The organism is Citrobacter sp. RHBSTW-00017 (genome assembly GCF_013797615.1).
GTDB lineage: Bacteria > Pseudomonadota > Gammaproteobacteria > Enterobacterales > Enterobacteriaceae > Citrobacter > Citrobacter braakii.
Window position 1 is genome coordinate 878,775 of record NZ_CP056899.1, and the last position, 19,851, is coordinate 898,625.

Genomic DNA, 19,851 nt, shown 5'->3' on the forward strand with positions numbered 1-19,851 from the left:
TAATCGTTTCCCCGGGCCGGCAGGACGCTACAGACCTGACGAACACGATGGCAAAATTACGATACCGTCAGTATACTAAATTATATTATATAAAAACACATAGTATGAGAAATCAGCAATGCTCATGAATGAAGACACAAAACGTCAGACAGATATGAAGAATGCGGCCCTGAGGGCAGCAGATGTCTTACGGGGACTGGCCAACAGCGACCGGTTGCTGTTGATGTGTCAGTTAAGCCTGGGGGAAGCGAATGTGGCCGGGCTGGAAGCGGCGGTCGGTATCACTCAGCCGACCCTGTCCCAGCAGCTGGGTGTAATGCGCCGCCTGAAGCTGGTCGAGACCCGACGGGCAGGTAAAATGGTATATTACCGTATTGAGGATAACCGTATCATGACGTTGTTAAATACCTTATATGATCTCTACTGCCCGCAGGCAGGCACCGGTAAAGGAAGCCATAACAACGAATAATATGATCCTGCTTTCCCCGTAAACCGTTTTATCCGTGCATCATTAACCCTGTTCAGGCTGTGAAATGCCAGACCGGAACCTGCGATACCTTAACGGGAAAACAACAGTGGTCCGGATATACCAGCCGATGATGCCCGTCACGGACTGTATTTCTCGTTCACGCATTCACTGATTAACCCACTGATTCAATGGTGTTTAATACTGTGACGGTCAGAAAAAACAGCCACAGGAACACGGATGATTCTGCACTGTCAGTAATAGCCTGTGGCTGACAAACCGTTTTTTCTGCTGCCACGGGGTGACATTATTCAAGCAGGCTACGCAACATCCAGGCAGTTTTCTCATGTAACTGGATACGTTGTGTAAGCAGATCTGCTGTGGCTTCATCATTCGCATTATTAACGAGCGGGAACAGGGAGCGTGCAGTTTTAACCACGGTCTCCTGGCCCTGGACAAGATTTTCAATCATGTTTTTTGCTGCCGGAATATCCTTATCTTCATTAACCGCTGTTAAACGTGAAAATTCATGATATGTGCCGGGTGCGAAGCATCCGAGCGAGCGTATACGTTCAGCGATATCATCAACGGCAGTGGCCAGCTCATTGTATTGATTTTCAAACATTAAATGTAAGCTGTTAAACATGGGGCCAGTTACATTCCAGTGATAGTAATGTGTTTTTATATACAGGGTATAGGTGTCAGCAAGAAGCCGGGACAGGCCGTCTGCAATCTCCACCCGGGATGATTCAGCAATACCAATATCAATGATTTGTTTACTCATAACTACCTCTTACACGGTTTCAGTGGAATATACGATATGCGATTATTCTTTCCGGTCTGAGCAAAACACGCCTCAAATTTTTATAATAACCAGGTACACCTGTCGTCTGTCACACTAGCGATGCGCCAGAGCAATATCCTGCGACGGAACAATGAATTTCGCCGTGGCACGTGCCACTGTCTGCTGTCCTTTTGTCAGCCATGCTTCAAGCAGGTAAATCCCCCTGCGTTGCCCAAGCAGTCTGGCACATACCATCAGTTTGTCTCCGGTACAAACGGGTGAAATGAATCTTACCGTCAGTTCAGCCGTCAGGGCTTGCACACCCTGCATGAACAAACAATGAGTCATTGCTGCATCCAGCAGGGTACTCGTCATTCCGCCATGTAAAAGACCCGTATACCCCTGATGCCTGTGATTGGCCGTGTAGTCCGCACATACAGAGCCATCCGGGTGCTCTGAAAACATTAAGTTCACCGTATCAGGGTTGTTGTCGCGGGAACTACAGACCATACAACAGGTATGGGCCTTTCTGGCATCAAGATAACAATTCATCTGTTTCTGCTCAGCGTCCGGTTGTACTGACGGGAGGCATCCGGAATTCAGTCAGCTGAGGGGCTCCCCCGGCATCATTACTGCCTCCTCCACACATTCCGGCTCCTGGTTTATACACAATACGGGTCTGATAAAAATCACCGCCCGTGATGAAATAAACTCATGAATGGCAACAGCGCCCGTTTCCGTGATGATGCTGACGCCCACCCTGGCACGCATTTTCTGCTGTGTTCCCGTCAGAGTGACAGCATTTTTTCCCTTTCGCCTCATGATGAAAGGACTGGCGTCCCTGCTCCGGCTTATTCAGTTCAGTCAGAACACGGGTATCCGGATCACACAGTTCAGTGAACAAACGACGACCACAGTCAGTCTGGTACACCGCGATCTGATGCCCCAGTAATTTACCCAGCATCCGTTCCCCGATGTTACGGACCACAACGCGGCTGACTTGCTGTTGAACCAGCAGGTCAACCAGCTTCCGTTTACCTGAACAATCTGCGCCCAGCGCGGGATTTTCTGTCCGGCTGAGCTCCACACCGCGCTCATCCACCAGGACAAGGTGACTCGCTTTGGTAAAATGATTTGCTACCCGGTCGTCATTCACTGGAATGGCTGTGATCATCTTGTGTAACTCCTTCCCTTTCAGAGTGCATTATTAAGGCCTTGCCCTGAGTGAGACAGTCCACAACCTTAAAACGGGCTGCTTTCAGGACATTGGCCAGTGTCTGCCTTGAAACCCCCATTGCAACAGCCGCTTCCTGCTGTTGCATGCCCAGTAAATCGACCAGCCGTAACGCTTCAAACTCATCTTCTTTTAAATGAACATGTTCAAGCTGGCTCATCGGTCGCGCATTGGGCTTAAAACAGGTATCCGCAGGGCGGCCACAGATGTTACGGGGAATTCTGGGTCTTGGCATGAAGGCTCCTTATTGGCATATGCTATATATACACTCATAAACTGGCATATGCAATATACTCTGCTCACCGGTGGAGAATTTTTTGCTTTACCCTGGAGTCTGTAAGTGGGCAGCAGGTCATGAGAGATGAAGAGAAAGAAAACAGATACTGTATAAGACTCAATTTAAAGTGCTGCCATAAGGGGGTCGTCTCAGAAAACGGAATCTATGGTCACTCCCGTTTTTGCAACACCGATTTTGACGACAAGTTGGCTTGCTTGAATCTATCCGGCGTCTGAATGGGATTTTATTCCCGCGCCTCGATGAGTTCCGCGCCTGATGAACCTCCAGAAAATATACGGCTTCAATGAGCCTTTCCGTTTTACAGGTTCCTCAACAGGCCGGTGGGCCGTTAGTATCATCAATATCAGTATTCGCAAAACCAGATGAATGATTGTTTAAACTGGTGTATTTCTGCCTTTATGCTTCGTAAGTTTGCTGTCGCGCCGTCAGTGCCCAGGCTATTCTGGCCAGCTTGTTTGCCAGAGCACAGGTGACGACAAAGTTGCTTTTCCGACACAACAACTCCCTGACCCAGTCGGCCAACTTGCCAGACTGGTGTTCCAGTTTTTGTATGAATACCCTGGCACACTGAACCAACAAAGTTCGGATCTTTTTGTTGCCCCGCTTGCTAATCCCTAACAATGTCGTCCGACCTCCCGTGCTGTACTGTCGGGGTACCAGCCCTGTTGCCGCCGCAAAGTCACGGCTGCTGGCGTACTGCTTCCCGTCGCCAATCTCAGTTGAAATAGTACTGGCAGTCAGCGTTCCAACGCAGGGAATACTCAGCAAGCGCTGTCCAACCTCATCTTCGTCCAACTTTCGTTTCAACTGAGATTCCAGATCTTTAATCTGCTCAACAAGATAGTGATAATGCTGTTGTAATTTCAGCAGTAACTGGCTGAGATAAAGAGGCAAACTACTGTCCTCAAGAAGGGTACTCAGTCGACTAATAACGGCAGCACCTCGCGGAACGCTGATACCAAATTCCAGCAGAAAAGCATGCATCTGATTAGTTGTTTTCACCTTATCCTGAACCAGGGATTCACGGACACGATGCAGAGCTCGCATTGCCTGCTGAGATTCGGTTCTGGGCTGCACGAAACGCATAGATGGACGTGATGCTGCTTCACAGATAGCTTCAGCATCAACGAAGTCATTTTTGTTGCTTTTAACGAATGGGCGGACAAATTGCGGTGATATCAGCTTTGGAAAATGCCCTAACTCTGCCAGCTTGCGTGCCATAAAGTGAGAACCGCCACAGGCTTCCATCGCGATGGTTGTTGCCGGGCATGTCGCCAGAAATTCGATTAGCTTTGGTCGGGTGAATTTTTTACGGTAAACGGCCTTCCCACGATGATCCTGACAATGAATATGGAAAGAGTTCTTACCCAGATCGATACCAATAAGCGCAATGTTTTCCATGATGGTTCTCCGAATGAAAGCCTGTCCTCAGCATAGTACTGGGAAGGAGGGAGTGACCATCTCATTAAATAAAGCACGCTAAGCCGGTGGCAGCGGTCGCAATGGCCTGAACTTCCCCGCACCGACCTTGGCACTGCTGCGCCATAGGTAATCGCCGGTCAGGTTGATATGCTCCCACCCCAGCGGGGACAGATATTGCAGCAACGTGTCGTCCAGCGCCTCGCCCTTATTCAGCCCCGCATGGACGCGGCGGCGCAGCTCCACGCTTTGCAGCCAATCCAGAATGAACAGCGTGCGCTCGATGCGCCCATACATCCGCACCTTGTCGTTGATCGCCTTGCCGGAAGCCTGGAACTGCTGTTGATGCTTGTTCTTGGCCGCATTGAACAGCTTGCCGATGATACGGTCGTGAAGGTCGATGATTTCATCAGTGACGGTGGCCATGCCCTCGATGGCCAGTGCTACCAAGGTGGCGTAACGCCGCTGCGACTCGAACTTGGCCAGGTCGGCGGGCGTCATCTGGCCGCCTTCGCGGGCGATCTTGAGCAAGCGGTTTTGGTGTACCTGCCGTTCGATGCCAGCAGGTAGGTCAAGCGCCTGCCAGGCTTTGAGGCGTTCGATGTGTTCAAGCATGTGGCGCGAGTTTGGCTTGGCGGGCGATTGGCGCAGCCACGCTAGCCACGTCATTTTGCTACCATCCTTGCGCTTGAGCAGTTCGTCCAGGCACTGGCGATGGACAGGTATCAAGGAATCGGCCAATGCCGCATGGATGCTTCGGTTGGCACGGGTAATGGCCTCGGCGCTTGCGCGCTCGATGGCATTCATGGCGGGTAGGATGATGCTCTGCCGCCGCAGGTTTTCAACAAGGGTGCTGGCCAGCACAATGCCTTTGTCTGTTTGCAAGGCCAGTTCGGTCAATGTATGCACGGCTTGCCGGTAATGACTCATGGTGAAGGGCTTGAATCCAAACACCGTTTGCAGCTCGACCAAGTGCTCCCGCCGTGTCTGCTCGCGCTGGCCGTAATGGTTCCAGCTTCCCACCGGCACCTTGAGTTGTGCGGCCACCATGCGCAGCAGGGGCAGAAATGGAGGATCATCGACGCCCAAGAAGATGCCAGGGAATCGCAAGTAGCAAAGCTGCACGGCGAAGCCCAATCGATTCGCGGCGCCGCGACGCTGACGGATCACCGACAGGTCGGTTTCGTTGAACGTGTAGTGCCGTATCAGTTCGTCTTTGGCATCTGGCAGTGTCAGCAGACTTTCGCGCTCGGTGGCGGACAGGATTGAGCGGCGTGGCATGGTCAGTCTTCCCGCAGGTACTGGTACAAGGTTTCGCGGCTGATGCCGAAGTCACGGGCCACCAAGGTTTTCTGCTCGCCTGCCGCAACTCGCCGTTTCAACTCGGCAATTTGTTCGCTGTTCAGCGATTTCTTTCGTCCCCGGTAGGCCCCGCGCTGCTTAGCCAGCACGATTCCCTCGCGCTGACGTTCGCGGATCAGAGCGCGCTCGAACTCAGCAAAGGCTCCCATGACCGACAGCATCAGATTGGCCATCGGTGAGTCCTCGCCGGTGAACGTTAGCCCTTCTTTGACGAACTCCATGCGCACGCCCCGTTGTGTCAGCCCTTGGACGATGCGGCGCAGGTCATCAAGGTTGCGTGCCAACCTGTCCATGCTATGCACCACCACGGTGTCGCCCTCGCGGACGAAGGCCAGCAGCCTTTCAAGTTCGGGACGTTGTGTGTCCTTGCCTGAAGCCTTATCGGTGAATACCTTGCCGACTTCTATTTGTTCCAGTTGTCGATCAGGATTCTGGTCGAAGCTGCTGACGCGAACGTAGCCGATACGTTGACCTTGCAAGATGCCTCCAAAGGTAAAAATGTCAGGATGAAATCTATTACCCTTGGCTGAATGTGTCAATAAATATAAATTAATACCCTACTCTGACGTTGTTTGTGCTCAACATCTGACATCAGGTTAGGGTTAGTCTTAACTGACACCACCTCCCAGGGCCTGATATAAAGCAACACTATCGACTAGGCGTTGTGCCTGGACCGCAACCATATTGATCCGGATTGACTGTGCCTGTTGCTGCGCGATGAGCAGTTGCAGGTAGCTGGCCGCGCCCAGCCGGTATTGCCGCTCGACCGACTGCAAGGAGGCCTGTGCAGCCATATCAGCGGCAGCGAGGGCAGTCAAAGTTTGTGCATCGCTTTCCACCGCGCGCAGGGTGTCGGCGACGTTACGCAAAGACTCCAATACGACGCTCTGGTAATTGGCTACGGCGGCATCAAAAGCGGCGAGCGCCGCTCTTTTTTCAGCGGGTAGCCCTGGATTAAAAAGAGGCTGGGTGAGCTGCGCAACCAGGCCCCACACTGCCGAGCCACCACCGAACAGGGCACCGGTGGTCAGCGCCTGAGAACCAAGGTTGGCGCTCAGGTTGATCTGTGGGTAGAGCTTGGCGACAGCCACACCATAGTCTGCATTGGCCGCATGCAACAGCGCCTCTGACGCCTGGATATCCGGTCGGCGGCGCACCAGTTCTGAGGGCACGACGAGCGGCATCTCGACGGGTAGAGTGAAATCGGCCAGAGTGAAGGCCGGGATGCCACCCGTGCCTGGGGCACGACCGGCTAGCACCGCCAGTAGATGTTCGGTTTGTTGCAGTTGTTTACGCAGCGCAGGCAGTTCTGCCCGCGTTTGCTCCGCCTGAGCTTGTAGGCTCAACGCTTCATCAGGTGAGGCCTGACCGATACGCACGCGTTCATGGGCCAGGCGCAGTTGCTCATCCTGCACGCGCAAAATGGCAGTAGTGGCTTCTAGTTGCGCGGCGAGGCGTGCTCGGGTAATGGCAGCGGTTGCCATGTTGCCGGCAAGGGCCAGGCGCGCAGCATTCAGTTCGAAGCGACGGTAGTCGGCGCGAGCAGCCAAGGCTTCGAGTGCGCGCCGGTTGCCGCCAGCCAGATCGAGGTTGTAATGCACGCCAACGCTGGCGTTGTAGAGGCTGAATTGACGTGCGTCTCCGCTCAACCCTTGGCTACTGGGACTCATTTGCTGGCGCTGAGATCCCAGTGCGACATCTACCTGTGGATATTGCGTCGAGCCCGCCTGTGCGGCAAGAAGCTCCTGCGCCTGTCGCAAATTGGCGCTGATGCTCGCCAGCGTCGGGCTGACATGGAAAGCTTCGTTTATCAGTCCGTCGAGTGCGGATGAACCCAAGCTTTGCCACCATTGCGTTTCGATCGGAAGCCCTTCGACTAGACGTTGTGTTTCGCCGAACTGCGTGGGAGCGGACACGGTTCTATCAGCTACCGGTGTTGCAGTGTAGCGAGCCACATCGGGTGCGGTGGGACGCTGAAAATCAGGGCCGGCGGCGCAGCCGGCCAGACCGGCGGTGACCAGACCAGCTACCAGGTAAGTTGCCGCAAGCCGTCTTTCGAGGCTGATGGGGCGCTGGCATGTTTTAGCGTGCTCCATAAAAATGCTCCACGAAAGGTTTACGGAAAGCTTGGTGGCAGCCCAAGCAGCTTTCCTGCACGTGGGCGAATGATTGGGTCACCGCCTTGCCGTCGCTGCTCGCAGCAGCCAGCTTCATGGCCAGCGCCGCCTCGTGAGTCTGCGCGTCAAAGTTTCTGAACTTGGTCGCATCAGCGCCGAGGTAAGCAAGGATGCGCATTTTTTCAGTAAGCGGTGGCTCGGGGTGTGCAGCAACTTTTGGGGCGAGCTGAACGACCTGAACCCATTCCTCCTGCGAAATCGCACCGGTAATAGCCTGCATGTTGCGCCCGAGTTCCTGCATGATCTTGCGTAGCGCCAGTGGCTCAACCTGGGTAGCGTCACCAGCCCAAGCTGGCAACTGAAAACCCCATAAAAGCAGGCAGGCCGTAACGGTCAGGGTGATAGTTCCAAATGCGTGGCTGTGTTTGCGGTGGGTCATGAAATTCTCCTGTAATTCAATCGTTCTCTCATTCGAACTCCCGCCCTTCGCCAGCTTCCTCATGGGTCACGCCGTCGCGGATGTGGTAGATGCGCTTGAATGTGGGGATGATCTTTTCGTCATGGGTGACGACGATGATGGCGGTCTCGAACTTCCGGGCCATGTCGTTGAGGATGCGGATTACAGCCATGGCGCGCTCGGAATCCAGCGGCGCAGTGGGTTCATCGGCCAGGATCACCGGCGGACGATTGACCAGTCCGCGCGCGATGGCGACCCGTTGCTGCTCGCCACCGGAGAGTTGCGAGGGCATTGCGCGAGCTCGGTGTTGCACATCAAGCGCTGTGAGCAATTCCAGTGCCTTCGCGCGCGACTCTCCATTCGCGACGCCTGCAAGCATCGGCAGCAGCGCCACGTTGTCGGTGACATCGAGAAACGGAATCAGGTACGGCGCCTGGAAAACGAAACCGATCTTGTCACGCCGTAAGGCGCGCAGGTCGCGGACTTTCCAGCCATCGGCGTAGATCACTTCATCGCCCAGCGTCATGCGACCGGCGGTCGGTTCGATCACCGCACCCAGACACTTGAGCAGCGTGCTCTTGCCGGACCCGGAAGGGCCGATCAGTCCCACCACTTCACCAGGCGCAACATGCATATTCACGTCTCTCAAGGCAAAGACAGCGGTGTCACCATCGCCATACCGCTTGCTTAAACTTTCGATGTGTATCCCTTTGCCACTCATCTCAACCTCCAATGGCTTCGGCCGGATCGACCTTGAGTGCTATGCGAATGGCGACGAGGCTAGCTAGAACGCAGATCACGAGCACGGCAAAAAAACCGGCGACAGAATCCATTGGCGTGAGCAGGACATATTTTGGAAAAGCCGGTGCTGAAAAGGTGGCTGTGATCTTGCCGACCACGAAGCCAATCACGCCCAGGGCGAGCGCCTGCTGCATGATCATCGCGGCGATGGTTCGGTTGCGTGTGCCGATGAGCTTCAACACCGCGATCTCACGGATTTTGTCCATCGTCAGCGAATAGATGATGAAGGCAACGATGGCCGCGCTAACGATGGCCAGAATCACAAGGAACATGCCGATCTGCTTGGCCGAGGTGGCGATCAGCTTGCCGACGAGGATGTCTTCCATCTGTGCCCGGGTGTAGACCGTCAAACGCTTCCAGCGCTGGATGGATTCGGCAACCTCGTCCGGCGCATGACCAGGTTTCAGAGTGACCAGCACGGCATTGACGAACGCGTTGCTGCTCTGTGAAGCAATCACGGCATCCAGCAAACCTGGATCACCGGGTCGATTGAAGACCGGGTTGGCTTCGGTGCGACGCCGGCTTTGCCAGATGGCATCGTTGTCCTTGAGGAACTGGGCCTCCTGGGCATCTTTGAGCGGAATGAATACCATCGGGTCGCCGCTGGACGACACCATGCGCCGTGTCAGCCCCACGACGGTGTAATGATTGCGGCGAATGGCAAGACGATCTCCCAGTTTGAAGCCGGTGGCGATGTCGGCCACAGCCTCGTAGTGACCGCGCGTGATCTGGCGTCCAGCGACGAGATAAGGAGGCCATCCGGGTGTAGCCCCCAACGCACCGGGCGCGATGCCGACCACCATGGTGCGTACATCACTCTCGCCCTTGCGTACCTGCATGGTCAGGTAGGTCGCGTTCGCTGCCTGTGAGACTCCCGGCATGGCGAGAATGGCGCGATACACGTCATCGTTGAGGCTGGACGACTCCGCATAAGGACCCAGAGTATCCTTTTGCACCACCCAAAGGTCAGCGCCACTGTTGTCGAGCAACGCCTTGCCGTCGTCCACCATGCCTCGGTACACCCCAGCCATGACTAGGGTGACGCCGATCAGCAGACCCAGACCGATGCCGGTGAAGACGAATTTCCCCCAGGCATGGAGAATGTCGCGGCCGGCCAGGCTGATCATCGTGAAACTCCCGGGATATGCTCGACCACATGGATGCGGCTGCGCGCCGTCAGTGCCTTTTCGCTATAGGTCACAACCTGGTCCCCATTCTTGAGCCCTTCGCGCACCTGCACGTAACCATTGAGGTCGGAAGTGCCGAGCTTGACCGGGGAGAAATGCAGATCACCATCCACGATTTGCCAGACACCAACTTTATCGCCTTCACGCTGGACGGCAGCGTTGGGGATCAGTGGAGCGGCCGGAAGCGCCGGCAAGTCAACCGTGACTTCGGCCAGTTCACCCACTGGTGGCAAAGGTTCTGGTTTGTTATCGAATGTCACCTTGGCAAGCGTTTCCTCGGTTACCGCGTCGGCCTTGGGTTCCACCCGCAGCACGCGACCTTTCAAGGTCTGGCCACCACGCGAACGCAGGACGATATGAGCCGGCAGCCCCCCAGCCAGCCCCGATGCGCTGATCTGGTCGAAGCGCACATTGATCCACAAACTCTTGGGGTCGATCACTTCCACCACGGCCTGGCCCGCGACGATGGTCGTGCCGGGATCGGCATCGCGCACGGCGACTACACCGTCGACCGGCGCGATCAGGCGCAGATTGCTCCGCTGCGCGACGAGTGCTTCGCGGTCGGAGCGTGCCCGGGCAATATCTTCCCGAGCGGCGGATAGGGCGGCATCGGCGATCTGCAGTTCCTGCCGCTTGGTGGTGACGATTTCCTCGCTGGTCGAGCGCACCGCAAACAATTGCTCATAGCGGCGCGCCTGGGTTTGCGCGTAGGCTTGCCGGGCTTCTGCCTCGCGCAAAGCCGCTTCCGCCCGCTTGAATACAGACTCCTGTGAGCGCACCCGATCATCAAGGTCGACCGGCTCCATCTCGCCGAGCACCTGTCCGGCCTTGACCTGGTCGCCTACATGCACCTCCAGGCGTTTGACGCGCCCGGCAAACGTCGGTCCGATCTTGTAGGTGTAGCGCGCCTCCACCGTGCCGATGCCGAACAGCGCCGGTGTGATAGCCTGTGATTCCACGCTTGCCACCGTCACAGCGACCGGGGCGAGCGGCCCTGATCGCAGACCGACATAAATAAAAAGCACCAGCAAAGGAATGATGACGGCAAGCAGTGCCAGGGTGCGGCCTTGCAAGGGTAACTTTTTCATTGCGCACTCCTTATGCCACGCCGATAAATTGCAAAGACGCGCGGCGCATCGCGGTGCATACGTCCCACATCACCCGCCAACAGCGATTGCATGACCAAGCCCTGGATCGTGCCAATGAACAGCGTTGCCGCCGCCTCGTTGTCAAGCGAGGGAGACAACTCGCCGCTGGCCTTGCCTTTCTCGATGAGACGATGCAAACGTTCGCCGTAGCGCTGAATCAAGGTTTGCACCATGCGCTTGGCCGGTGTCGATTCGGCACGCTGAAGCTCACCAAACATCATTCTTGGCACGCCTGGGTGCTCAGCTACGAATTCGATATGACTCATGAACATCGCCTCCATGGCTGCCAAGGGCGACTCGATTCCTTGTGCGGATCGATCGATTCTGGCTAATAGGCGCTCTGCTACCCACTCCATGACCGCCTGCCAAATGGCTTCCTTGTTCGGGAAGTGCCGAAACAGCGCACCCTGGGTCAAGTTCATGTGTTTAGCGATAGCCGCAGTGGTTATCTCGCTTGGGTTTTGTGAACCGGCAAGCGCCACGACGGACTCGACAGTTACGGCACGACGTTCATCGGCCGGCAGATGCTTTGGATGGGTGTCCACGAGCACTCCTGGTAAGATAGTAATTGATTACTATCTTACCACAAGAGGCAACTCAAACAAGAGAAAACCCGACGTACTCGTCAATATCTAGAGTCTGCAATGGGCTTAACGTGCTTTATTTAATGAGATGGTCACTCCCTCCTTCCCGGTACTATGCTGAGGACAGGCTTTCATTCGGAGAACTATCATGGAAAACATTGCGCTCATTGGTATCGATCTGGGTAAAAACTCTTTCCATATTCATTGCCAGGATCGTCGCGGGAAGGCTGTTTACCGTAAAAAATTTACCCGGCCAAAGTTGATCGAATTTTTGGCGACATGCCCCGCTACAACCATCGCAATGGAAGCCTGTGGCGGTTCTCACTTTATGGCACGCAAGTTGGAAGAGTTGGGGCATTCCCCAAAGCTGATATCACCACAATTTGTCCGCCCGTTCGTTAAAAGCAATAAAAACGACTTTGTCGACGCCGAAGCTATTTGTGAAGCTGCATCGCGTCCGTCTATGCGTTTTGTGCAGCCCAGAACGGAATCTCAGCAGGCAATGCGGGCTCTGCATCGTGTCCGTGAATCCCTGGTTCAGGATAAGGTAAAAACAACCAATCAAATGCATGCTTTTCTGCTGGAATTTGGCATTAGCGTTCCCCGAGGAGCTGCCGTTATTAGCCGACTGAGTACCATTCTTGAGGATAATAGTTTGCCTCTTTACCTCAGCCAGTTATTGCTGAAATTACAACAGCATTATCACTATCTTGTTGAGCAGATTAAAGATTTGGAATCCCAGTTGAAACGAAAGTTGGACGAAGATGAGGTTGGACAGCGCTTGCTGAGCATTCCCTGCGTCGGAACACTGACAGCGAGTACTATTTCAACTGAGATTGGCGACGGGAGGCAGTACAGCACGGGAGGTAGGACGACATTGCTGGGAATTAGTAAGCGAGGTAATAAAAAGATCCGAACTTTGTTGGTTCAATGTGCCAGGGTATTCATACAAAAACTGGAACACCAGTCTGGCAAATTGGCCGATTGGGTCAGGGATTTACTGTGCCGGAAAAGCAACTTTGTCGTCACTTGTGCTCTGGCAAACAAGATGGCCAGAATAGCCTGGGCCCTAACGGCACGACAGCAAACTTATGTAGCATAACGGCAGAAATACACCGGTTTAAAGAATTACTGATCTGGTTTTGCGAATACTGATATTGATGATACTAACGGCCCACCGGCCTGTTGAGGAACCTGTAAAACGGAAAGGCTCATTGAAGCCGTATATTTTCTGGAGGTTCATCAGGCGCGGAACTCATCAAGGCGCGGGAATAAAATCCCATTCAGACGCCGGATAGATTCAAGCAAGCCAACTTGTCGTCAAAATCGGTGTTGCAAAAACGGGAGTGACCATAGATTCCGTTTTCCAAGCGGCCCCCTTCCTCAGTGGAACGAAAACTCACGCTAACAGGGTAGTGACCGGGTAGCCACGATAACTGCCAACAAAATTAGCTTATAGGTTAATTCTACCTTGTCTGAAATTAGCCTATAGGTTAATATTAATAGAAATGGGAGGTCACATGTTTAGCGTTGTTTATCACCCGGAAGCCAGGGAAGAAGCCACAGCATTACCCGTAAAAATCAGGGTGAAGTTTGACCGTCTCATCGGCAAACTGGAGTATGACGCCCGATTACTGCGGGAGCCGGACACGAAGCCCCTGGGCGATGGACTTTTAGATCCGCACGATGGGGACGGACATAGCCAGGGGAATCTGGGTATACCACAAAGGCAATACCATCATCATGCTCCGTGTTTTCATCAAGAAGTCACAGAAAACGCCAGCGAAAGAAATCGATCTCGCCAAAAAGCGGTTAGCGGAGGTACTTAATGAAACTGGTAAGCCATAAAGAACTGCATAACGAGTGGATGCAGGACGATGAATATCGCGCTGCATGGCAGGAAGAAGAACGTAAGGAAAAGCTCAGGGAGCTGCTTGCTGAATGGCGCAAGCATGACAACCTGACAAAAGCGCAGGTTGCTGAACGCATGGGGGTTACACCTCCGGTTATTTCTCGCCTGGAAAACAACATCACCAAAGCCAGCATCGACACACTGACCCGCTACGCTCACGCCTGCGGCATCAAGAAACCTGTCATTGCCCTGTACTGAATAGCCAGCCCTCCGGGGCTGGCCTTTTTGTTTCGGTCAGTCCCAAAATTTTGTTAAAGCAAGTTTAAAATGTCACCTGTTTCTCCAAAGTTGAAATGTCACTTCTAAGCCAATCTATTTATACATAATCTTTACATCTTTCCCCGGTGACAAAGTGCTAATTGGTCTGTAATGTTCAATGTGTGGCAGGCAAGCCGCCGGTGACTTAGGGAAGGTGCGAACAAGTTCCTGATATGAGATCATCATATTCATCCGGAGCGCATCCCAGAGGGACATCATGAGCCATCAACTCACCTTCGCCGATAGTGAATTCAGCACTAAGCGCCGTCAGACCCGAAAAGAGATTTTCCTCTCCCGCATGGAGCAGATTCTGCCATGGCAGAATATGACCGCTGTCATCGAGCCGTTTTATCCCAAGGCGGGCAATGGCCGACGGCCCTATCCGCTGGAGACCATGCTGCGTATTCACTGCATGCAGCATTGGTACAACCTGAGCGACGGTGCCATGGAAGATGCCCTGTACGAAATCGCCTCCATGCGCCTGTTTGCCCGATTATCCCTGGATAGCGCCCTGCCGGATCGCACCACCATCATGAATTTCCGCCACCTGCTCGAGCAGCATCAACTGGCCCGTCAATTGTTCAAGACCATCAATCGCTGGCTGGCCGAAGCAGGCGTCATGATGACCCAAGGCACTTTGGTGGATGCCACCATCATTGAGGCACCCAGCTCTACCAAGAACAAAGAGCAGCAACGCGATCCGGAGATGCATCAGACCAAGAAAGGCAATCAGTGGCACTTTGGCATGAAGGCCCACATTGGTGTCGATGCCAAGAGTGGCCTGACCCACAGCCTGGTCACCACCGCGGCCAACGAGCATGACCTCAATCAGCTGGGTAATCTGCTTCATGGAGAGGAGCAATTTGTCTCAGCCGATGCCGGCTACCAAGGAGCGCCACAGCGCGAGGAGCTGGCCGAGGTGGATGTGGACTGGCTGATCGCCGAGCGTCCCGGCAAGGTAAAAACCTTGAAGCAGCATCCGCGCAAGAACAAAACGGCCATCAACATCGAATACATGAAAGCCAGCATCCGTGCCAGGGTGGAGCACCCGTTTCGCATCATCAAGCGGCAGTTCGGCTTCGTGAAAGCCAGATACAAGGGGCTGCTGAAAAACGATAACCAACTGGCGATGTTATTCACCCTGGCCAACCTGTTTCGGGTGGACCAAATGATACGTCAGTGGGAGAGATCTCAGTAAAAACCGGAAATAACGCCAGAAATGGTGGAAAAAATAGCCTAAATAGGCTGATTCGATGTGTTTGCGGGAAAAAAATCGGCCCAGATCCGCGAAATTTTAATCAGCGAGTCAGCTTGGGAAGAAATGACCTGCTTATTCGCACCTTCCTTAATATAAAGACACAAGCAGAGACATTTTTGGCACGATATAAAAACGCTAAGTTAAAAAATCACTATGACGTGTTGGGTATCAAATGTTCACTGGCATAAACCTCTGTTTCTGATGTAAAACAGATTTTCTGAGGAGGCGTAAAACCTCCTCGTACTGCGAAATTGATTTAGTGATAGCGATCGATCACGCCAACCAGATAGTGGTCGGTTTGCTGCATGTTGATGCCCGCTTTTTTAGCGCTGCGGACTTCATCCAGAATGATTTGCAACAGCGTCCCGTCCACGATTTCCTCTTTTCTGTATCGCTTCAGGAAGTTAATCGCTGACTTATCGTTTGCTGCCTGGGCGTCTTCCGTCAAAGAGGTCAGCGCATTAATGCGCTTCTGGTAATCGCTTACCGTCTGCTCAAACAGATCTTCCAGCGTGGAAAATTCACCGCACCGGGCGTGTTGCTCCTGTAACACCGGCGTGGCGCCGCTCTGTTTGATGTATTCGTACATGCGCATCATTTGCGTCACCGTATTTTGCGCCTGATGACGCAAAAATAGTGCGGTGCCATTAAGGCTATTCTCGCTGCACCTCTGGCTGAGCTGAAGATACAAATTTGAGGTATAAAACTCCTGATTCATTTGCGCATTCAGTTTTTGAACTATTCCGCTAGCGATCATAGGACTTCCTTATTTCTTGTCATCTCAGAAAACGGTCACTCTTCGAAAAAACAACCAGAATAAAAGCGATTCTTTCGCTTTTTTTATTGCGCCTGGTTACGCAGTCATATTCATTTTAAGTCGGGATGCTCCTTATTTAAATATCCAACCCTACTATCGCATTTCTATCTGGCATTATTCTGTGATGGTGTTTCGATATTCACACTCCCTGTGCCAATCCTTTCTTATCGACAGTAGGAAACTTCCTCCGGCTATTCTGCTGAACACGATTAGGGGCACTGTTGCAAAGTTAGCGATGAGGCAGCCTTTTGTCTTATTCAAAGGCCTTACATTTCAAAAACTCTGCTTACCAGGCGCATTTCGCCCAGGGGATCACCATAATAAAATGCTGAGGCCTGGCCTTTGCGTAGTGCACGCATCACCTCAATACCTTTGATGGTGGCGTAAGCCGTCTTCATGGATTTAAATCCCAGCGTGGCGCCGATTATCCGTTTCAGTTTGCCATGATCGCATTCAATCACGTTGTTCCGGTACTTAATCTGTCGGTGTTCAACGTCAGACGGGCACCGGCCTTCGCGTTTGAGCAGAGCAAGCGCGCGACCATAGGCGGGCGCTTTATCCGTGTTGATGAATCGCGGGATCTGCCACTTCTTCACGTTGTTGAGGATTTTACCCAGAAACCGGCTTTGTTGAATAAATAAGATTTCGTGCGAACGACCCTGTAGCTGGCTGGATTTTCAGGCAATACGCACGCTTTCTGGCATCCCAGCCTTTGTCATCCTGTTCAACGCACGCACCATGGCCATAGCTTCCGCTACCTGACCATCGTAGTCACGCAGCGTCAGTGAATCTCCCAACAACTGCTTCATTCTGTACATTGCCGTTTCCGCTATCGAGCGACGGTTATATTCCGTTGTCCATTTCCACCGTGCATTGCTTCCGCTCAGCCGCTGATTAGCAACGGCACGGTTGCGGTCTGCGTACTCACCGGGCCAGTAACCTGCTCCTTTTCGGGGAGGAATAAGCGCGCTGATTTTTTTGCGGCGCAGTTCATCGTGACAGAGCCGGGTATCGTAAGCCCCGTCTGCCGCGGCTGCCCTGATTTTTCTGTGAGTCTGCCGGATAAGGCCCGGGAAGGCTTCTGAGTCCGTGACGTTATTCAGCGACAGGTCTGCACAGACAACTTCATGTGTGTTGCTGTCAACAGCAAGATGCAACTTTCGCCAGATACGACGGCGCTCTTTGCCGTGCTTTCTGACTTTCCATTCGCCTTCACCAAAGACCTTCAGCCCGGTGGAATCAATCACCAGGTGTGCGATTTCACCCCGGGTGGACGTTTTGAAACTGACATTAACCGACTTTGCCCGCTTACTGACACTGGTGTAATCCGGGCAGCGCAACGGAACGTTCATCAGGGCAAAAATGGAATCAATAAAACCCTGCGCAGCCCGCAGGGTCAGCCGGAATACGCGTTTAATCACCAGAACGGTGGTGATGGCGAGATCAGAATAGCGCTGGGGCCTTCCTCGTGATGAAGGCGTTGCCGACTCATACCAGGCCTGAATCGCCTCATCATCCAGCCAGAAAGTGAGGGAGCCACGGTTGATGAGAGCTTTGTTGTAGGTGGACCAGTTGGTGATTCTGAACTTTTGCTTTGCCACGGAATGGTCTGTGTTGTCGGGAGGATGCGTGATCTGATCCTTCAACTCAGCAAAAGTTCGATTTATTCAACAAAGCCTCTTTATCCTTACATGCTCGAATAACAGTCATGCGTGATACGCCAGCGAGCCTTGCCGTTTCGTTTATTGACTTTCCGTTTTTCTTGCGGAGAGTTCTTATTTATTCATGTTTTCCCTTGTCTGCCAGCCTTCCCCTGTATTTTCCCTTCCCCTGGCGCTTGTAATTCCCTCCATCTGCCTTCTGCGGCGATCTTCATAATCTTTACGAGCAATTGCGGCTAACATATCCAGCATCATATTATTCACTGCCCGGAGCATACTACGGGTAAAGTCATCAGTTGAGGATTTGGATAGCGCAATATGACTTGTAGGCAGATCAAGGCTTATTATTGAAAGCGATTTCTCATGAATCATCTTTTTTAAAGACTCCCAGCCGTTATCATCCAAACGTGAAAGCCGATCTACTTGTTCTATAACTATCGCATCTCCTGGCTCTGCATCCTGAAGCAGTCTCATCAGTTCCGGTCGATGCAATGCTGCACCTGAAGCATTTTCAACATACCAGCCAGCTATACCCATTTGATACCACAGTTGACATAAGCTCCATTTGCTCTGAAAATGAACAGGCTTATACGTTGCTTTTGCAATCACCAATGGTTCAGTAGCCTGTGAGAATCGCCTTCGGGTGGCTACAAAAAAGCTCCTGCAACCTGAAAGGGAGCAAACTTTGGTAAATCTGCACACCTTTGAGAGCAGATATCGTCAATGTAAGCGCACTATGACGCGACGATAAAGGTTCCTTCTGTACTAACCAGACAGTCAGAATGTTGTTTTTTCTGACTCCCCGACGGGAAACACTTCCCGGTCGGGCAGGTGTTTCCCTTTTTTTATGGAGAAACACCATGTCTGTCATCTCTTCTGCGGTTTTCCCTGAACATCTCCTTACTCAGCTTCAGCAGTCTGCTGACGCAGCTGTCCGGAGATTGAAATCTTTCATTTATCTGCATCGCAACAGCAGCTGGTATGTCAACGGTTCGGGCAATTATGCCGTCCGTGCGCATATCACTGCTGTCAAACACCAGGGCGTTAACGTCTTTCTTACCGTTCGTACAGGTTGCCACCGCGCCGAGTATGTTTTTCACCGCCTGCCGGTTTCCTTTCCTGAGGGAATAACAGGTCGTCGAAACGCATACCGCCATGCTTGCCGTCAGGCACAGCATCTGGCACACCTGCGCTACCGTTTTCTTTTCGGAGGGCATTCTCATGACTGAAGCACTGCACGATGTCACTTTCCGTATTCTGTCGATGTCTGAGACGCGACGGGATGTATGCCCCACTCAGTATGGCCCCGTAAGTGGCGTTTTCATCCGTGGCGAAATCCTCAGAGATAACGTCTCCTGTGGCGAACAGGTTTTTGTCGCACCGCTCGGTGATTGTGATCCGGCTGACCTCGAACTCTGTGTATGGTGTCAGTATTACGGATATTCTCCCCGGGTGGAGGCTGGCGACATACTGGATGGCGTGGCCGTTTCGGGCATAAATTCCGTAGATCCACTGTCGGTAGCTGCGTTGAAAAGCCTGCGCTTTAATCCTGAATATGTGTATCAGGAGCAATCTGATTCATATGCACTGAACTGATCGGTTGATGAACGCCGGTCAAAAAATGTTGTGGACCCTGACGGGGATATCTCTCCGTCGGAGGGAATATCCCGTTATTTACCTGAGGATATACCCATGCACACAGACGTTTATACGCTTAAAACTCCACTGGACACGCTCAGCTGGCTTTGCCTGCTTGAAAGTGAACTTCTGAGCATAAGGGCATTCCAGCGTCTCGATCTTCATACGGACCGGGATGAACCGAATGAACTGACGTTTCTGGAAGATTCCATCATTGGCACCGGCACAGCTTATGGCTGGTTTGTCTTTTTACTCGGGGAAGGCGATATTCCGCCTTTGCCTGATACGTCTAAAAATTTGCTCTTCACGCTGGACGAGCTGGGAAAAGAAATTAACCGGCCCTTCTGGGAGAAGGCCGTGGATGAAGGTATCCAGGATGCCCGGTGTGATCGGGCTATAGCGGCTCTCGAACGGATGTAACCAGCAGTCAGAACACACCCTGACGGGGAT

Annotated in this window: 21 protein-coding genes and 4 pseudogenes; 8 read left to right on the top strand and 17 right to left on the bottom strand. The window is 53.0% G+C overall.

Annotation, left to right across the window (positions count from 1 at the left end; translation table 11 throughout):
* Positions 1-118: 118 nt before the first annotated feature.
* Positions 119-469, top strand: a complete 351-nt coding sequence (locus tag HV037_RS04250) for a metalloregulator ArsR/SmtB family transcription factor (protein ID WP_000928911.1) — start codon at positions 119-121, stop codon at positions 467-469.
* Between the two features lie 304 nt (positions 470-773).
* On the opposite strand, the gene HV037_RS04255 is transcribed toward HV037_RS04250, so the two are convergent.
* From HV037_RS04255 to HV037_RS04315, 13 genes and pseudogenes are all read right to left on the bottom strand, one after another.
* Positions 774-1,250: a Dps family protein gene (locus HV037_RS04255; RefSeq protein WP_000043177.1), complete on the bottom strand. Its 477-nt coding sequence runs from the start codon at positions 1,248-1,250 to the stop codon at positions 774-776.
* Positions 1,251-1,364: 114 nt separating this feature from the next.
* Positions 1,365-1,625 carry a hotdog domain-containing protein gene (locus HV037_RS24410; RefSeq protein WP_017901299.1) on the bottom strand — a complete coding sequence of 87 codons (261 nt, stop codon included), beginning with the start codon at positions 1,623-1,625 and terminating at the stop codon, positions 1,365-1,367.
* A 337-nt stretch (positions 1,626-1,962) separates the two neighbouring features.
* Positions 1,963-2,424, bottom strand: coding sequence for a NifB/NifX family molybdenum-iron cluster-binding protein (locus HV037_RS04265; RefSeq protein ID WP_000626969.1), 462 nt, complete (start codon positions 2,422-2,424; stop codon positions 1,963-1,965).
* Positions 2,399-2,719, bottom strand: a complete 321-nt coding sequence (locus HV037_RS04270; RefSeq protein WP_001137910.1) for a DUF134 domain-containing protein — start codon at positions 2,717-2,719, stop codon at positions 2,399-2,401. The genes HV037_RS04265 and HV037_RS04270 overlap by 26 nt, the downstream gene beginning before the upstream one ends.
* 459 nt (positions 2,720-3,178) lie before the next feature.
* Positions 3,179-4,183 (bottom strand): IS110-like element IS5075 family transposase, encoded by a 1,005-nt coding sequence (locus HV037_RS04275; protein WP_000427614.1) that lies wholly within the window; start codon positions 4,181-4,183, stop codon positions 3,179-3,181.
* A gap of 264 nt (positions 4,184-4,447) precedes the next feature.
* A pseudogene (locus tag HV037_RS04280) lies at positions 4,448-5,482 on the bottom strand (DUF4158 domain-containing protein); the annotation flags it as partial.
* Between the two features lie 2 nt (positions 5,483-5,484).
* On the bottom strand, positions 5,485-6,042 hold the full coding sequence (locus tag HV037_RS04285) for a recombinase family protein (RefSeq protein WP_016236504.1): 558 nt from the start codon (positions 6,040-6,042) through the stop codon (positions 5,485-5,487).
* A 129-nt stretch (positions 6,043-6,171) separates the two neighbouring features.
* Positions 6,172-7,659 carry an efflux transporter outer membrane subunit gene (locus tag HV037_RS04290; protein WP_011784757.1) on the bottom strand — a complete coding sequence of 496 codons (1,488 nt, stop codon included), beginning with the start codon at positions 7,657-7,659 and terminating at the stop codon, positions 6,172-6,174.
* Positions 7,646-8,119 (bottom strand): cytochrome c, encoded by a 474-nt coding sequence (locus HV037_RS04295; RefSeq protein ID WP_016236502.1) that lies wholly within the window; start codon positions 8,117-8,119, stop codon positions 7,646-7,648. The genes HV037_RS04290 and HV037_RS04295 overlap by 14 nt, the downstream gene beginning before the upstream one ends.
* Positions 8,120-8,147: 28 nt before the next feature.
* Positions 8,148-8,858, bottom strand: coding sequence for an ABC transporter ATP-binding protein (locus HV037_RS04300; RefSeq protein WP_004393997.1), 711 nt, complete (start codon positions 8,856-8,858; stop codon positions 8,148-8,150).
* A gap of 1 nt (position 8,859) precedes the next feature.
* Complete coding sequence (locus HV037_RS04305) at positions 8,860-10,065, bottom strand: ABC transporter permease (protein WP_022652303.1); 1,206 nt, start codon at positions 10,063-10,065, stop codon at positions 8,860-8,862.
* Positions 10,062-11,213 (bottom strand): efflux RND transporter periplasmic adaptor subunit, encoded by a 1,152-nt coding sequence (locus tag HV037_RS04310; RefSeq protein WP_022652304.1) that lies wholly within the window; start codon positions 11,211-11,213, stop codon positions 10,062-10,064. Before HV037_RS04310 ends, HV037_RS04305 begins: the two co-directional genes overlap by 4 nt.
* Positions 11,210-11,818 carry a TetR/AcrR family transcriptional regulator gene (locus HV037_RS04315; RefSeq protein ID WP_004393990.1) on the bottom strand — a complete coding sequence of 203 codons (609 nt, stop codon included), beginning with the start codon at positions 11,816-11,818 and terminating at the stop codon, positions 11,210-11,212. The genes HV037_RS04310 and HV037_RS04315 overlap by 4 nt, the downstream gene beginning before the upstream one ends.
* A gap of 187 nt (positions 11,819-12,005) precedes the next feature.
* Between HV037_RS04315 and HV037_RS04320 the strand changes: the two genes are divergently transcribed.
* The 4 genes and pseudogenes from HV037_RS04320 (at position 12,006) to HV037_RS04335 (ending at position 15,225) form a co-directional block, all read left to right on the top strand.
* Entirely contained in the window at positions 12,006-12,959 is a 954-nt protein-coding gene (locus HV037_RS04320) for an IS110 family transposase (protein ID WP_103284222.1), read from the top strand.
* Between the two features lie 418 nt (positions 12,960-13,377).
* Positions 13,378-13,705, top strand: a pseudogene (locus tag HV037_RS04325) (type II toxin-antitoxin system RelE/ParE family toxin).
* Positions 13,686-13,967, top strand: a complete 282-nt coding sequence (locus tag HV037_RS04330; protein WP_000780222.1) for a helix-turn-helix transcriptional regulator — start codon at positions 13,686-13,688, stop codon at positions 13,965-13,967. The pseudogene HV037_RS04325 and the gene HV037_RS04330 overlap by 20 nt, the downstream one beginning before the upstream one ends.
* A 277-nt stretch (positions 13,968-14,244) precedes the next feature.
* A complete protein-coding gene (locus HV037_RS04335) occupies positions 14,245-15,225 on the top strand; it encodes an IS5-like element ISKpn26 family transposase (protein ID WP_000019445.1) in 981 nt (326 codons plus the stop codon).
* A gap of 316 nt (positions 15,226-15,541) precedes the next feature.
* Here HV037_RS04335 and HV037_RS04340 read toward each other — a convergent pair whose 3' ends face one another.
* The 4 genes and pseudogenes from HV037_RS04340 to HV037_RS04355 form a co-directional block, all read right to left on the bottom strand.
* Entirely contained in the window at positions 15,542-16,042 is a 501-nt protein-coding gene (locus HV037_RS04340) for a non-heme ferritin-like protein (protein WP_001752509.1), read from the bottom strand.
* Positions 16,043-16,368: 326 nt separating this feature from the next.
* Positions 16,369-16,725 (bottom strand): annotated as a pseudogene (locus HV037_RS04345) (IS6-like element IS26 family transposase); the annotation flags it as partial.
* A gap of 54 nt (positions 16,726-16,779) precedes the next feature.
* Positions 16,780-17,703: an IS5 family transposase gene (locus tag HV037_RS04350; protein ID WP_001118645.1), complete on the bottom strand. Its 924-nt coding sequence runs from the start codon at positions 17,701-17,703 to the stop codon at positions 16,780-16,782.
* 46 nt (positions 17,704-17,749) lie between these two features.
* Positions 17,750-18,372: pseudogene (locus HV037_RS04355) on the bottom strand (recombinase family protein).
* A gap of 251 nt (positions 18,373-18,623) precedes the next feature.
* On the opposite strand from HV037_RS04355, the gene HV037_RS04360 reads away from it, so the two are divergent.
* From HV037_RS04360 to HV037_RS04370, 3 genes are all read left to right on the top strand, one after another.
* Positions 18,624-18,992, top strand: coding sequence for a hypothetical protein (locus HV037_RS04360; RefSeq protein WP_158655790.1), 369 nt, complete (start codon positions 18,624-18,626; stop codon positions 18,990-18,992).
* The gene (locus HV037_RS04365; protein ID WP_103284216.1) at positions 18,985-19,359 is read left to right on the top strand and encodes a hypothetical protein; all 375 of its coding nucleotides are present in this window, start codon (positions 18,985-18,987) and stop codon (positions 19,357-19,359) included. The genes HV037_RS04360 and HV037_RS04365 overlap by 8 nt, the downstream gene beginning before the upstream one ends.
* 96 nt (positions 19,360-19,455) lie before the next feature.
* Positions 19,456-19,821 (top strand): hypothetical protein, encoded by a 366-nt coding sequence (locus tag HV037_RS04370; protein ID WP_006781400.1) that lies wholly within the window; start codon positions 19,456-19,458, stop codon positions 19,819-19,821.
* Positions 19,822-19,851 lie beyond the last annotated feature (30 nt).

Bases quoted from the DNA above. Each gene is read 5' to 3' on its own strand.
- HV037_RS04250 (WP_000928911.1), top strand. From the start codon at position 119: ATGCTCATGAATGAAGACACAAAACGTCAGACAGATATGAAGAATGCG.
- HV037_RS04255 (WP_000043177.1), bottom strand. From the start codon at position 1,250: ATGAGTAAACAAATCATTGATATTGGTATTGCTGAATCATCCCGGGTG.
- HV037_RS04300 (WP_004393997.1), bottom strand. From the start codon at position 8,858: ATGAGTGGCAAAGGGATACACATCGAAAGTTTAAGCAAGCGGTATGGC.
- HV037_RS04275 (WP_000427614.1), bottom strand. From the start codon at position 4,183: ATGGAAAACATTGCGCTTATTGGTATCGATCTGGGTAAGAACTCTTTC.
- HV037_RS04290 (WP_011784757.1), bottom strand. From the start codon at position 7,659: ATGGAGCACGCTAAAACATGCCAGCGCCCCATCAGCCTCGAAAGACGG.
- HV037_RS04340 (WP_001752509.1), bottom strand. From the start codon at position 16,042: ATGATCGCTAGCGGAATAGTTCAAAAACTGAATGCGCAAATGAATCAG.
- HV037_RS04265 (WP_000626969.1), bottom strand. From the start codon at position 2,424: ATGATCACAGCCATTCCAGTGAATGACGACCGGGTAGCAAATCATTTT.
- HV037_RS24410 (WP_017901299.1), bottom strand. From the start codon at position 1,625: ATGACGAGTACCCTGCTGGATGCAGCAATGACTCATTGTTTGTTCATG.
- HV037_RS04305 (WP_022652303.1), bottom strand. From the start codon at position 10,065: ATGATCAGCCTGGCCGGCCGCGACATTCTCCATGCCTGGGGGAAATTC.
- HV037_RS04335 (WP_000019445.1), top strand. From the start codon at position 14,245: ATGAGCCATCAACTCACCTTCGCCGATAGTGAATTCAGCACTAAGCGC.
- HV037_RS04270 (WP_001137910.1), bottom strand. From the start codon at position 2,719: ATGCCAAGACCCAGAATTCCCCGTAACATCTGTGGCCGCCCTGCGGAT.
- HV037_RS04320 (WP_103284222.1), top strand. From the start codon at position 12,006: ATGGAAAACATTGCGCTCATTGGTATCGATCTGGGTAAAAACTCTTTC.
- HV037_RS04310 (WP_022652304.1), bottom strand. From the start codon at position 11,213: ATGAAAAAGTTACCCTTGCAAGGCCGCACCCTGGCACTGCTTGCCGTC.
- HV037_RS04330 (WP_000780222.1), top strand. From the start codon at position 13,686: ATGAAACTGGTAAGCCATAAAGAACTGCATAACGAGTGGATGCAGGAC.
- HV037_RS04295 (WP_016236502.1), bottom strand. From the start codon at position 8,119: ATGACCCACCGCAAACACAGCCACGCATTTGGAACTATCACCCTGACC.
- HV037_RS04360 (WP_158655790.1), top strand. From the start codon at position 18,624: ATGTCTGTCATCTCTTCTGCGGTTTTCCCTGAACATCTCCTTACTCAG.
- HV037_RS04370 (WP_006781400.1), top strand. From the start codon at position 19,456: ATGCACACAGACGTTTATACGCTTAAAACTCCACTGGACACGCTCAGC.
- HV037_RS04365 (WP_103284216.1), top strand. From the start codon at position 18,985: ATGACTGAAGCACTGCACGATGTCACTTTCCGTATTCTGTCGATGTCT.